The sequence below is a fragment of the Suttonella sp. genome, from assembly GCF_056855035.1.
This window is the reverse complement of the sequence record NZ_JBXGGR010000002.1, coordinates 1-14,335: the sequence shown is the minus strand read 5'-3', so window position 1 is coordinate 14,335 and position 14,335 is coordinate 1. Positions and strand designations below refer to the sequence as shown.

Annotated in this window: 8 protein-coding genes; 6 read left to right on the top strand and 2 right to left on the bottom strand. The window is 50.5% G+C overall.

Annotated elements, in window-relative coordinates; genetic code table 11:
- Positions 1 to 28: 28 nt before the first annotated feature.
- From ACJHVI_RS00110 to ACJHVI_RS00100, 3 genes are read left to right on the top strand one after another with little or no spacing between them, the layout of a single operon-like run.
- The gene (locus tag ACJHVI_RS00110; protein ID WP_483182551.1) at positions 29 to 2,116 is read left to right on the top strand and encodes a 3-hydroxyacyl-CoA dehydrogenase NAD-binding domain-containing protein; all 2,088 of its coding nucleotides are present in this window, start codon (positions 29 to 31) and stop codon (positions 2,114 to 2,116) included.
- Complete coding sequence (truD, locus tag ACJHVI_RS00105) at positions 2,109 to 3,116, top strand: tRNA pseudouridine(13) synthase TruD (protein ID WP_483182550.1); 1,008 nt, start codon at positions 2,109 to 2,111, stop codon at positions 3,114 to 3,116. The genes ACJHVI_RS00110 and truD overlap by 8 nt, the downstream gene beginning before the upstream one ends.
- Positions 3,109 to 6,891 carry a UvrD-helicase domain-containing protein gene (locus ACJHVI_RS00100; protein WP_483182549.1) on the top strand — a complete coding sequence of 1,261 codons (3,783 nt, stop codon included), beginning with the start codon at positions 3,109 to 3,111 and terminating at the stop codon, positions 6,889 to 6,891. The genes truD and ACJHVI_RS00100 overlap by 8 nt, the downstream gene beginning before the upstream one ends.
- Positions 6,892 to 6,980: 89 nt before the next feature.
- On the opposite strand, the gene ACJHVI_RS00095 is transcribed toward ACJHVI_RS00100, so the two are convergent.
- On the bottom strand, positions 6,981 to 8,219 hold the full coding sequence (locus ACJHVI_RS00095) for an SGNH/GDSL hydrolase family protein (RefSeq protein WP_483182548.1): 1,239 nt from the start codon (positions 8,217 to 8,219) through the stop codon (positions 6,981 to 6,983).
- On the bottom strand, positions 8,206 to 9,621 hold the full coding sequence (locus ACJHVI_RS00090; RefSeq protein ID WP_483182547.1) for an MBOAT family O-acyltransferase: 1,416 nt from the start codon (positions 9,619 to 9,621) through the stop codon (positions 8,206 to 8,208). The genes ACJHVI_RS00095 and ACJHVI_RS00090 overlap by 14 nt, the downstream gene beginning before the upstream one ends.
- A gap of 145 nt (positions 9,622 to 9,766) precedes the next feature.
- On the opposite strand from ACJHVI_RS00090, the gene ribF reads away from it, so the two are divergent.
- The 3 genes from ribF to lspA are packed head-to-tail and all read left to right on the top strand — an operon-like array spanning position 9,767 to position 13,961.
- A complete protein-coding gene (gene ribF, locus ACJHVI_RS00085) occupies positions 9,767 to 10,705 on the top strand; it encodes a riboflavin biosynthesis protein RibF (protein WP_483182546.1) in 939 nt (312 codons plus the stop codon).
- 2 nt (positions 10,706 to 10,707) lie between these two features.
- Positions 10,708 to 13,485 carry an isoleucine--tRNA ligase gene (ileS, locus tag ACJHVI_RS00080; protein WP_483182545.1) on the top strand — a complete coding sequence of 926 codons (2,778 nt, stop codon included), beginning with the start codon at positions 10,708 to 10,710 and terminating at the stop codon, positions 13,483 to 13,485.
- On the top strand, positions 13,482 to 13,961 hold the full coding sequence (gene lspA / locus ACJHVI_RS00075; RefSeq protein WP_483182544.1) for a signal peptidase II: 480 nt from the start codon (positions 13,482 to 13,484) through the stop codon (positions 13,959 to 13,961). The genes ileS and lspA overlap by 4 nt, the downstream gene beginning before the upstream one ends.
- Positions 13,962 to 14,335: the final 374 nt, after the last annotated feature.

Sequence of the window (14,335 nt, the reverse complement as noted above, 5' to 3'; positions counted from 1 at the left end):
TCATCCGAACTGCGGCAGGAGATAAGAGATGCTTTCTGCCAACAGCAGGCATTCCTTCCAACAGCCGGCAGTGCTTGGCAGCGGCGATTCGGGCATACAGATTGCCGCGGTTTTAGCGAATGCCGGCTTACGCGTCAAACTCTACGATGTGGCGGCAGAGCAGGGCGGAGAATTGTCGCCGGCAGAAGCCGCTATCGAGCGTTTATTCCAATTAGATCCGTCGCCGCTCTCCGGCATTGAAGCCGCCAGTTTGATTAGTCCCTGCGATTTTACACAGCATGGACGGCAATTAAACGAGCATGACCTCATTATCGAGGCCTATGATTTGCCGCAGGCGGCCAAACAAACATGGCTGACGCGTTTGGCGCCGCATTTTTCGCGCAGCGCCTTAATCGTATCGCTGAGCCAAGGCGAGCCGGTATCTGAATTAGGCGCTGTCTTGCCTGCCGGTATGCGCCCGCATTTTATGGGGGCGCGTTTTAGCGCTTTTCCGCGCCTGCAACGCTTGGTAGAGTTGGTACCGACCGCGCGCAGCGAAGAAAGACTGGTTGAAAAATTCGAGCAATTTCTCAAAAACACGGTTGGATTAAAGCCGCATCTTGTCGAAGATCAGGCAAATTTCAGCTTTTTGCCCTTATGGTTATTTATGCTTTGCTCGGCTTTTGCCCATAGCAAATCGCTGAGCGCCATTCAAAGAGAAGCGGCGACCGCCCTATTATTTCAGCATCAAGGCGGTATTTATTATTTTTTACAGCATATTGTCGGTTTGTCTGGCAGTCGGGCCGCCTATCAGCGCCTTGATCAAGCTTTGATAGAAAAATTCGGTTCTTTATTGCAATGGGACAGCGCATTAGACAAACCGCTAGCCTTGTTTTCCTCGCGTATCCTGCAAAAAAATCTCCCTGCGGAGCTGCAGCAATTGTGGAATGCCCGCGATTGGGCGGGGCTTCAGCAACATCAGCACCCTTGTGCCGTTTTTATTTGCCGTTATCTGCGCGACTGCTGGCAATTCTTAGCTCATAGTAGTCAAAACAGCGGTTTAAGCGGCAAAGCATTGGATAACTTGTTATACGACGGCTTGGGTTGGGGTTTTATGCCTTGGCAATTATTGCAGGAATTCGAGCCTAAAAAGGTGTATGAAACCACCTTGCATCAGCAAAGCGAATTATCTTATCCGCTGAGTACGCATTGGCGGCGGCGTGCGCGCAGCAGCACATCGATTTATGCCGGCGACGAATTCACACATGCCGCTTCTCTGCTTAATGAGACCAAGCTGAGCCGCCAATATCTGTATCGCGACGACATACTGATTTGGCAGCCGCAGGCGGAAATCGTCGATATTAACAGCGCCTTATTAAGCGAATTGCGCCAAGCCATCGATCATGCCCGCCGCGCCCATCATGCCCTGATGATTTATCATCACGGCAACCAATTCGGCATTACGAAAAACTGGCAGCAAGCCGCAGAACATATTGATTTTTCACAAAATATCAATATGTTGCAAGACTGTATCATGGCATTGCGTATGCATCCGCGTTTTGTGATTTTCTCCGGCGGCGGCGTGATATTAGATGCCGGTATGGCCTTGATGCTGCAAGCCGACCGCGTGATTAGCGAAGCCGATTTAAGCTGGCAATTGACCACCTTTGCACAGGGCTTAACCGGCATCGGCGGCATTTGGTTTGAATGGCTGCGCCGTTTACCGCAGCTAAGTCCGGAATTATCGCGTCTGCAGACGGCGACTGTGATTGACAAACTCTTACATGGCGGCGGTATTCACAGCATACACGGCGCGCGCAATATGGGCTTATTACGCAGCCATGACCGCTACGTGATGAACCGCAGCCAATTAGCGCGCATGAGCCGCAAAATGGCAGATGCTTGGATTGAGAGCGAGAGCTGTCGTGCCATGCGCTATCCTCTGTACAAGCCCAATGCCGAAGACCTTGAATGGCATCTGAAGCGCAGCGCAAGCAGCCCGGATCCACAGCGTTACCGCGAACTGATTGCACTTTTAGCGGCGGAGGATCAGCAGCAAGTCTTATCGCTGCGGCATTTTTTACAGAGTGAAAACGCACTTTTTTTCCGCTATCTCAACAATACCGCCCATGACTAAGCCCATCATCAAACAAAGTCCTGCTGATTTTTATGTAGAAGAACGCCTGCATTTTCCTCTTGAGGGCAGCGGCGAACATCTATGGCTGCTGATTGAAAAAAGCGGCATGAATACCGTCTATCTCAAACGCCAAATTGCGCGCCTGAGCGGCTGTCCGCAGAAAGACATCGGACACAGCGGACTCAAAGACCGCCGCGCCATTACCCGCCAATGGCTGAGCCTGCCGCTGAAATACGCCGCCAGTTTGCCTGAAGAACAAAAATTTGAGGACGAATACTGGCGGATTATCGATAAACAGGTGCACAGCCGCAAATTGCGTATCGGCAGCCATCGCGAAAATTTCTTCCGCATTATCATCCGCCGTATTGCTGTCGAACGCCGCATGGCAATTGAAGAACAATTAGCGGCAATTCAAGCACAGGGATTTCCCAATTACTTTGGCGAACAACGCTTTGGCAGCAATAATCTTGCCCAAGCGCAGCAATGGGTGGCTAGAGGCGTTTTGCCGAAAAAGCCCGAAGAGCGTAGCCGCGTTTTATCTACCCTGCGCGCCGCCTTATTTAATGCGCAATTGGCGGCAAGAGTGGCAGATCATTCTTGGCACCGTCTCATCGCGGGCGATCGCGCTATGCTCAGCGGCAGTCACAGCCATTTTGCCGTTGAGCAATTGGATGAAAACTTAATCGCGCGAACGGCAAGCGGCGATCTTTCTCCTGCGGGCTATTTGCCGGGCAAGAGCGAGATCGTTTTGCAGGCACAAGCCGGCACCATTGCCGCCCAAGCTCTTGCCGATTGGGAAAAGGAAAATCGATACTTATGCCAATATATGCAGGGCGATTGGCGGGCTTTGCGCGTATTGCCGCAGCAACTGCAATGGCAATCGCAAGATGCACAGACATTAACGCTCAGTTTCCTTTTGCCAAGCGGCGCTTTTGCCACCGCCTTAATCGCCCATTTGCTGCCTGACTATCAAGAAGCGGAGGACATCTCGCATGACTAATTCCACACCTGCTACTGCCATTCCCTTAGCAGGAAAAGCCCTGATTGAAGCCTCAGCCGGTACCGGAAAAACATGGACGCTGACCGGCATTTTGCTGCGTCTATTGCTAGAAGACAGCTCCGTCGGCACAAGAGAGCCGCGCGAAATCATCGCCACCACCTTTACGCGCAAAGCCGCCGCAGAAATGCGCCGCCGCGTACAGGCACGTTTTGACAGCTTTTTATTGCTCGCCAAGCAATTGCCAGAAATCTATCAGAAAAATCCTGAAGTTTTTGCTGATGACACAGGCTTAAAGACACGCATAGAAAAATTATTGCAAGATTGGCAGGAAAGTGATGAACCAGCCCTGCAAGCGGCAGCACAAGACAAGATTAATTGCCATTTATTGACCCATGCCGCAGAACAAGGCTTAGATGCTTTGATTGCTCTATTGCAACGCTGCGACCTGTGCAGCCAAAGCATCGACGAACTCTACATCGGCACCTTAGACGGGCTGTGCCAGCGCTGGCTGCATGAATTCTCCCTTGAAACCGGCAGCGATGCCCGACTTGATTTGCTGGAAGGGACGGAAGAAGAAGAGAAAATCACCGAATTGGTCCATCAGCATCTGCGCCGCGAATTCCATGATATGAGCGAAGAGGCATTTATCTGGTGGCGCAGTAAGCAGGCAAATCAATACAGTTATAAAAAATTGATTGAGCAAATTAAAGAAAAACAGAATTTTGCCGATTTAAACCTTGAACCTTTACCGAATACGGCGGCGGAAATTGTCGCCATAGAGCGTCAGCGTGCCGATTTGCGCGCCGATCCGTCTTATTCGGCCGCCTTAGAAGACTTACGGGGTATTAGCGAGGAAGAGATTACCGCCTTTGCCCGCCATTGGCAGAAAGAGATTGTGGCACAAGGCTCTATCTTGAAGGATTATGTTCCCATTTTGGATTACGACATCGCCGCATTATGCGCACAATTGCGTAGCGAAGAAGCTTTAAGTGCTGCGGCAATCGATTTTCTTCTGCTGTTTTCAGACGATACGCTTTCTTTTGCTAAGAAAACGCCTAAAAAAGCCATGCAACATGTTGAAACCGCTTTGAAAAGCCATGTAGCACAAACCATTAAAACGCTTGCACGCGTGCACACTCATGAAGAAAAAAAATATCGAGAAAACTATGACATACTTTACCGCTTCAGCGCTTTGCAATATGTGCGCCAAGCCTTTCCCGATTATTTGGAACGCAGCGCGCAAATTACCTTCAGCGAAAAATTGGCGCGTTTGAACCGCGCCTTAGCAGGCAAGCAGGGCAGCGTATTGGCACGCTATATCAGCCATCGCTATCCCGTCATCTTGGTTGATGAAAGCCAAGACCTCAATGCCGCCCAAGCTCAATTGCTGGAGCAATTGCATCTGCGCCATTTTCCGTCCACAGGCTTTTTGCTGCTGGTCGGCGATCCCAAGCAGGCGATTTACCGCTTTCGCGGCGGCGATGTGAATAATTACCTGCGCCTGCGCGAACATTTTGCCGCTTCGCAATGCTATACGCTCAGCGAAAGCTTCCGTTCTTCCAAACCCCTGATTGACGGCTTGAATGATCTTTACGAACAAAACGAAAAAAGCGAAATATTAGCCGAAGGCATCCGTTATGAGCATATGAGCAGCGGCGCCGAAGAAGTGCGGCGCATCGTCAAAGCTGACGGCAGCGCAATCACACAAAGCATTCATTTCTATGCCTTCGATTCCGCTGAGCAAGAGCAGGCGCAAATCATTGCCTTGGTGCAATTATTAAGCAGCGAGCATAGCCCCTATGCCCTGAAAGAAAACGGCATTTTGCGTCCCATTCGCTTACAGGACATATTGATTCTTTTGCGCGGTAATGACAAGTTAAGCAAATTGCAAAAAGCCTTTCAAATGCAGGGTGTTGAGGTAAAATTTGGAGAATCCGCCTCTATCTTTGCCAATGAAATGGCACAGGAAATCGGCATATTACTCCAAGCCATCGATCAGCCGCGAGATCTGCCGCTATTGCGGCGCCTCTTATCCGGCATCTTATTCAGCCAAAATCAGAACGATTTGGCGCGCTTACAAGCCATTAGCGCCGGAGAAATCCCTGCGGATAAGCAGATGCTGACGATAGAGCGGCTAAGCGAAGCCCTGCAAAAAGCAAATGAAAAATGGCAGAGGCAGCAGCCCCTTGCCGCCTTGCAAGGCCTACTAAGCGAAAAGTTTCTGGCAGGGCGCAGCATTTGGGAACATCTTGCTGGCTTTACCTCGCCTTTTTGCGAACGCTATTTGCTGGATTTACGCAAAATTCAGCAAATTATCGCCGATCGCGGCAGCAAAATGCCGCCGGCGCAATTCTTGCATTGGTGGCAGCAAGCGCTCAGCAATCCGCCGACTAATGAATGGGCGAAAGCCAGTCCCTTATCCGCTGACAATGCTCTGCGCCTGATGACCATTCATTCCGCCAAAGGCTTAGAAGCGCCTGTGGTGATTAGCGCATTAAGCGGCATCGGGAGTAATCAGGATAATATTTATATTTATCATAATGATAAAGGCGAGGCTTACCTGTCCGTGCTGCCGAAAGACGAAGCACGCACAGAAACCCTCAAGCGCGAACACAACGAAGAATTGGCGCGCTTATTGTATGTGGCGCTGACCCGTCCCTCGGATTTGCTCTTTGTCGGTATCAAAAAAGGTAAGGATAAATACGCCTTTTCGCCGCTGGAACATTTAAAACCCTTTGAATTGGAAAATAGCGATAGCATCCGACTTTTAAAAGAACCGCTTGAAGCAAATGATCTGATTAAGGCATTGCGCCAAGATCATACGCCGTTTAAAAGCGCAGAAGATACGGCAGCAGCAAACACGACCGCCACCGAGCAAAACACAGCTCAGCTGTCTAAACTCAGATTTGAAGGCTGGCATAAAAGCAGCTTTACGGCGCTGACGCGCGATTTTGATACGCCGCTGCAGGCAGGTAACGTAGAACTGCCGGATTTTATTTTTGATGAACAGACAAGAAGCGACACAGCAGAGAACGTAAATTTTCAGCTTGACTTTCCGCGCGGCGCGCGGGCAGGAAGCTTTTTGCACGGCTTCTTGGAAAGACTGAAAGCAGAAGATTTTAGCAATTACGATACGCTCTTCTCGCAATTAAAATCCTCTCTTTATCCCGCACAAGAGGCAGAAGAAGAAAAACGCACGCGGCAGGCATTGCGGCAATGGTTTGAAACAATCACTCAATCAAACCTCATTAGCGGCAGCAGCCTTGCCCAAATTCCGCTGAATCGCCGTGCCAATGAAATGAAATTTGTCTTGGGTGTGAATGCGCAGCGCCCGATGCCCTTTGACAAAATCAATGCGTTATTTGAAGAATGGGGCAAAAATATGCGCCTGAAAGATCAGCACAGCTTAATCGGCTTTCTGCGCGGTGAAATCGACCTCTGCTATGAACATGAGGGGCGCTATTACGTGCTGGATTACAAATCCAACCATCTCGGCAACAAAGCGCATGACTATGAGCAAAGTGCTTTGGAAAGAGCAATGGACGAACACCATTACTGGCTGCAAGCCCTGATTTATCAAACCGCCTTGCACCGCTGGCTCGGCAAACGCCTGCCCGATTATCAGGCGCAGCAATATCTCGGCGATGTGGAATACTTCTTTGTGCGCGGCTGCGGCTTGGGGGCTGATAGCGACGGACACCTGCGTGTCTCGATATCGCTGGACATCTTGTTCAAATTTGACGCGCTGCTGCGTCAGGAAGAAGAGGGGGCTTAGATTAAGCCCCGCTTTCTGATAATGCCAAATCTTCCGCGATGACTTCTGCTTGCTGAATCACATTTTGCACTTGGATTGTAAATTCAAGGCTAAAAAGAAATATATTTTTTTACCTCCTCTAAAATCAGCAATTCTCCGGCGGCATTGAGATGAATGCCGTCTTTATGGCGGACGCGGATCAGTTTGCCGTTTTTTTCGATGCTGTCGCGGTATTTGCCGCTGCCGCCGTCGAGCAATTCATGGCTGCGGATATAAATGGCCTGTCCTGCCAAATGTTGGGCAAGAGTGTCGTCAAGAAAGCGGATTTTGGGATTGTATTTGGCAAGGCGCATATGCGGCAGCCCAATCCAAATGACTTCCGCGCCTTGGCGTTTTGCCGCCGCTACAATGCGCAAGGCGCGTGCGCCGTATTCCGCCGCCCATTCGGGGCTTTTAAAATTCAGCACCCGTTTTGAGGCGGTTTCGATATTCCAAGGGTCGTTAGCGCCCATCATGACGACGACCAATTTGAGTTGCGGGGTCGCGGCAATGCGTTTTTCCGCTTCCAATGGCCAGTCGTAATACTGCTGATTGCTTAGCCCTGTGCTGTGGCGTCCGAGATTATTGGAATTGATGTGGTGCTCGTTTTTCAGCCATTTTTGCATATGCGGGGCAAAACTTTGCATCATGGAATCGCCGATAAATAAGACATGGTCGCCGGCGCCGAGCAGGATTTTGTCATTGCGGGCTGCGGTATGTGCGGGAGGATTAGGCGGCGCTTCGTTTTCTAGGCTAGAGCTGCTGTCGGGTTCAGGCGCGATATGTTGCGCAGCGATAGTTTCGTCTGCTGGCTGCGTTTCCGCTATTGGGGTTTCCAATTCGCTTTCTTCGTTCAGGCTTTCCAAGGTTAGCGTAGCGGTGTCTTCTAGCGGATGCTTCGTTTCTGCTATAGGTCTTTCAAGCGTATTTTCTTCGCCGAGACTTTCTAGGCTTAATGCGCTTGGCGGATTGGCGTTTTCCGATGAGGTTTCTGTAATTTCGATTGCTGCGTGCCCGCTGTTATCGGCAGCAGGGGCTAAGGGTGGCGGAATCAAGTCGTCTTCTGCGGCAGTTTCATCGCTGTTTTCCGCAAAAATTGCAGTGTTTTCTTCTTGGGCAAAAAGCCTGTGCCGCCATCTCGCGCCTGCCGTCCACCATTCATATTGTTGTAATGCCACAAAGGGACTGGCTTGATGATATTGCTGCTGCCAATAGGTTTCGACAGACTCTTGGTTAAACCATAAGGCAGCGGCGGCAGTAATGCTCAAGCTCAAATACAGTCCGCCGAGGCGAAATTTAGAAATTGGCATATAAAAATCCCGGTATGCCCTCAGGGGCAAGATAAATCATGGCTTGCAACGCCAGCGCAATCGGCGCGAACCACAGCCACGGCGGCAGGCGCTTAAATAGGGCGATAAGGCTTTGCAGGCACCATGCCCACAGCGGATAGAGCAATATGCCGGCATAGACGGCGACAATCCACAGCCATTCGGCTGCATGGCCGGAATTGGGATTATTCAGCAAGGCACGCAGAAAATCGCCTGCTTCGCCGAGGCTGGGTACGGCAAAGAGAATAAAGCTGAAGCTGATGAAATTAAAGGTCAGGACGATGCCGAGCAGTTTCTGCCAATAGGCGCGGCGGCGGATTTTGCCGAAGAAAAGTTCTTTAATGTTCAGGCTAATCAGGGCAAGAGCATGCAAAATGCCCCAGAGGAAAAAGCACCAGCCGCTGCCGTGCCAAATGCCCGATAAGCCGAAGGCGATAAGGAGATTAAGCTGTGCGCGCGTAAAGCCTTGTCGGCTGCCGCCGAGGGGAATGTAGAGATAATCGCGTATCCAAGTAGAGAGCGAGATGTGCCAGCGGTTCCAAAAATCGCGGATATTGACGGCGTAAAAGGGAGCGGCAAAATTCTGCGGCAGACGAAAGCCGAGTAATAATGCTATGCCGATGACCAAATCGCTATAGCCCGAAAAATTGAAAAAGAGCTGGATGCTGTAGCCGTACACGGCGGCGAGCAGAGCGGCGGCGGAATATTGCTGCGGATTGTCAAACATCGGCGCGACGAAATGGCTGTCGATGTGCGCGGACAGTACCCAAGATTTAAGAATGCCGAGCAGAATTAGGCTGATGGCAAGAGCAGGGAATAATAAGCGCCGCGGTTCAAACAATTGTACCGCCGCGCCTGCCTGCATACCGCCGATGCTTTTAAAGCGCGAGGCACGAAAAATAGGCCCGGCGGTAATGGTGGGGAAAAAGCCGAAATGCAGGCAGAGTTCGTGAAAACGCAAGGCGGGAATGCGGCGTTTATATGCCGCGCCGAGATAGGCAATCGATTGAAAAACATAGTAAGACAAGCCCAGCGGCATCAAGATGTCCATGATTTCCCATTGTGTGCCGGTATAAACCAACGGACGGAGAAAATCGATGTATTTGAAAAAGAGCAAGATCGCCGTTGCCGCTGCAATACCGCTGATCAGCCAAGCCCGCCTTGCCTGCGCGCTGAGGCTGAATACCATATTTTGCGCAATCACATGAATGATGAGGGTGTAGAGGCATAATGCCAGCAAAAACCAAGGATGCAGCCAATAAAGCCATGCCAAGCCGGCGGCGAGCAAGAGCAGATTTTGCACGGACACAAAGCCGGCAACCGCCCAGTAGAGCAGAAAAAAGGCGAGGAAAAACAGCGCAAATTCAATCGAGAGAATCGGCATAAGGGCTTAATTTCCTAAGCGGTGGGCAAACATCGTCCGTCCTTGGCGAGAAAGAGGCGGCAAATCATAGCAGAATTGCCGCGCAAATGAAGCAGTTGCCGTCGATATTCGCTATAATGCGCCTCTTTTTTCAATGGACAAGGCAATGCAAATTCATCGTTGGACAAGCGAGTTCCGCTTCGGGCAGGATTGCGGTCTGATTATTGGCAATTTTGACGGCGTGCATCGCGGGCATCAGGCGATGATTGCGCGTTTGCAGGCGGCATGCGCCGTCAAGAACATGCCGGCGGTGGCGATGAGTTTTTATCCGCATCCGCGTACGGTGGTGCAGGGCAAAGCGCCTGCCTTATTGAGTACTTTGCACGACCGCGCTTATTGGTTGGCGCATTACGGCATCAGCGATTGGATTTTAGTACCGTTTACGCCCGGCTTCCGCCGTATCGGCGCAGAGGATTTTTTGCGGGATTATTTGCAGACAAAACTGCGTCCGCATTATCTCTTGGTCGGCGACGATTTTCGCTTCGGCTATCGCGGCAGCGGCGATTGGCAATTATTAAGCACCTTTGCCGCTGCGCAGAATTATCAACTCGATAGCATCGATACTTTTGAACACGGCGGCGAACGCGTATCCAGCTCGGCGGTGCGCGCGGCATTGGAAGCGCATGATTTTGCACTGGCGCAGGCATTGCTGGGGCATAAATTGACCTTTACGGGGCGGGTGCGCGCGGGCGCAGGACGGGGACGGGCATTAGCCGCCAGAACGGCAAATATCCATGTGCCGGCGCATTGGTGTTTACCTGATGGGGTCTATGTGGTAAAAATGCGTCTTTGCAATGCCCAAGAGGCGCATTGGGGGGTGGCGAATCTCGGCAGCGCGCCGACTTTCGCCAGCACTAGACGAAAGCTCGAAGTGCATTTATTAGAAGCGCAATTGGATTTATACGGACACAGCGTGCAGGTGGCATTTCAGCATTATCTGCGGTCGGTGCAAAAATTTGCCGACAGCGGCGCATTGCAAAAACAAATCCAACAAGATATTCATGCGGCAAAGGCTTTTATCGCCGCTCAACTTAACGAAGGCTAAACATGGCAGACTACAAACATACGCTCAATCTTCCGCAAACTGATTTTCCCATGCGTGGCAATTTGCCCGAACGCGAGCCGGAAATGCTCAAATTCTGGCAAGAAAACCGTATTTACGAAAAACAACGCGAAGCTTTTGCCGGACGTGAAAAATTCATTCTCCATGACGGCCCTCCCTATGCCAACGGCGTGATTCACGTCGGACATGCCTTAAATAAAACCCTGAAAGACATTATTACCAAATCGCGGCATTTTATGGGTTTTGACAGTCCCTATGTACCGGGTTGGGACTGCCACGGTCTGCCGATTGAGCAGAAAGTGGAGCAGCAGCTGGGTAAACCCGGTGTGAAAGTCGATGCTGCGACCTTCCGCGCCGCCTGCCGCAAATATGCGGCGGAGCAGGTGGAATTGCAAAAAGCGGGCTTTATCCGCATGGGCGTGTTCGGTTTTTGGGACAAGCCTTATTTGACCATGAATTTCAAAACCGAAGGCGGCATTGTGCGCGCCTTACGCGAGATTGTGAAAAACGGGCATATCGTGCGCGGTTTTAAACCGATTAATTGGTGCTTTGACTGCGGCTCTTCTTTAGCCGAGGCGGAAGTCGAATATCAGGACAAAGAATCCTATTCGATTGACGTGCGCTTTGCCGTGCAAGATGTGGCGGATTTGCTCAAGCGCATGAATTGCCAAGTGCAGACCAGTGCTGTGGATGTGATTATCTGGACGACCACACCTTGGACGCTACCTTCCAATGTTGCGGTTGTCATCCATCCCGAATTCAGCTATGCCTTAGTGGAAGCCGAAGGACGTTTCTTTATCGTGGCGGAAGAATTGCTGCCCAGTTTGAAAGCGCGCTGGCAATCGGAAAGCGAATGGACGGTGCATGCGCGGGTTGCGGGCAAAGCGCTGGAAAAACTGCGTTTGCAGCATCCTTTTGTTGAGCGCGATTCGCTTTTAATCAACGGCGATTTCGTCAGTCTGGATGCCGGTACCGGCTGCGTGCATACCGCTCCTGCACATGGTGCGGACGACTATGAAGTCTGCAAAAAATATCCGGAATTGCCCTTTGTCAGCTATGTGATGGCAGACGGCGTATTTTCTTCCGATGCGCCATTGGTTGCGGGACAGCATGTCAGCAAGGTGGACGGACAAATTATTGATACCCTGAAAGAAAACAACCGTCTGCAACATCTCAGCAAAATCAAGCACAGCTATCCGCATTGCTGGCGGCATAAATCACCGACCATTTTCCGTGCCACTACGCAATGGTTCGTCAGTATGGAAAAAGCCGGCTTGCGCGACGATGCCCTTGCGGGATTGGACAAAGTGGAATTTACCCCGCAATGGGGCAAGCCGCGCTTGATGGACATGATTGCCAAACGTCCGGACTGGTGTATCTCGCGCCAACGCTATTGGGGCGTGCCGATGTGTTTTGTGGTGCATAAAGAAAGCAATGAACTGCATCCCGACATTCTGAACATCATGGAAAAAGCTGCCGCTAAAATTGATGAAGCGGGCATTGAGGCTTGGTTTGACTTAGCCTTGGAAGAGCTGATTCCCGCCGAAGACCTTCCGCATTATGAAAAACTCAATGATGTGCTGGACGTTTGGTTTGATTCCGGCACCACGCACTACACTGTTTTGGAGCAACGTCCCGAATTGTGCTCACCGGCAGATTTATATTTAGAAGGCTCCGACCAGCATCGCGGCTGGTTCCATTCTTCTTTGCTTACCGGCGCGGCGATTCATCAGCGTCCGCCGTATAAAGGTCTGCTCACGCACGGCTTCACAGTCGATGAGCAAGGTCGCAAAATGAGCAAATCATTGGGCAATGTGGTGGATCCCAACCAAGTGATTAAGCAAATGGGCGCGGATATTTTGCGTCTGTGGGTTTCGTCAGCGGATTATTCCGCCGAAGTCAGCCTTAGCGACAATATCCTCAAACAACGCGCCGAGGCTTATCGCCGCATCCGCAATACCTGCCGCTTCTTGCTCGCCAATTTGCATGATTTCGATCCCGCACAACATCAAGTTGCTTTTGAAGACATGGTGGCGCTTGACCGCTATGCGGTGGCATTGGCGGCGGATTTGCAGGAAAAACTGATTAGCCTCTATGAACGCTACGAATTCCACACCATTTACCAGCTCTTATTTAATTTCTGCTCGGTCAGCATGGGCGGTTTCTATTTAGACGTCATCAAAGACCGTCAATACACCGTTGCCACCAATGCGCCGGCGCGTCGTTCCGCCCAAACAGCGATTTACCATATTCTTGAAGCAATGGTGCGCTGGATTGCGCCGATTCTCTCTTTCACGGCAGAAGAAATTTGGCAGCACTTACCTGGCGAACGCGCCGAATCCGTCTTCCTCACCACTTTCTACGAAGGCTTGCAAGGCTTAGGCGACAGCCCGTTCACGGAAAACGACTGGCAGCAATTCCTGCAATTACGCGAAGCGGTCAATGTGGAATTGGAAAAAGCGCGCAACGAAGGTTTGATTAAATCGGGCTTGGAAGCGGCATTGCATATCGCCTTGCCAAGCGAGCAATACCAAGTAATCAGTCGCTTTGGCGAAGAACTGCATTTCGGACTGATTGTTTCGCAAGTGCATTTGCAAGAAGCGGCACAGCGCAGCATCAGCGTGCAAAAAGCGCAGGGGCAGAAATGCGAACGTTGCTGGCATTATCTGCCTGATGTCGGCAGCCACAGCGAACACCCGACCTTATGCAGCCGTTGCATTGAGAATGTGGACGGCGCAGGCGAAACGCGCGCATTCCTATGAAGCAAATCCTTTCCCTCATCATCGCCGCCGCATGGATTGCGGCGGACTATTTCAGCAAATTATGGGCATTGGACAGCCTTGTGCAGCACAGCATCAAGGTCAATGACTACATGAACTTCCACCTCGCCTTTAATAAAGGGGCGGCATTTAGCTTCTTAGCCAATCAAGGTGGCTGGCAGCAATGGTTTTTTATCGCTCTGGCAGTGCTCATTTCCCTATGGCTGCTGTATGTCCTAATGGTAGAAAATCTCGACAGTCTTTCGCGCTTCGGCTATGCCTCCATTTTAGGAGGCGCTTTGGGCAATGCTTATGACCGCCTTGTTTACGGTCATGTAGTGGATTTCATCGAATGGCATTATCAAGACTATTACTGGCCGATTTTCAATATCGCCGATGTCGCCATCACCATCGGCGTGGCGGCAATCATTATCGCCGGTATCCGCACTTGGCTTTCCGGCACCAGAGCTTTAAGCTGAATACGTAATGCTTAAATTCCCTATTTACTTTTGGGTAAATAGGGAAGTTTTTATAGATATTGCAAAAGTAATAGCGCTACTTTTGACTGCTGCGTATTGATTTTAATTTTATAGTCGAATACTTTTTCAATTCTTTGTCTATATCAAGCAGGCATTATGTAAAATAATACTTAAGGATAAATCATGATGGAGATTGCGCTATGCAGATTTTATTAGTCAGAACGGATAGTAAAGTAACCTGAGTTCGGGATAAGCACCCCACTAAAAAATAAAGAGCAATTGTGATAATCTACTGTTTTGACAAAACAAACCATCACAAAAGCCCTTTAACATGGAACATCTTACAACACTTTTCTGCCAAGTAGATGATTTTT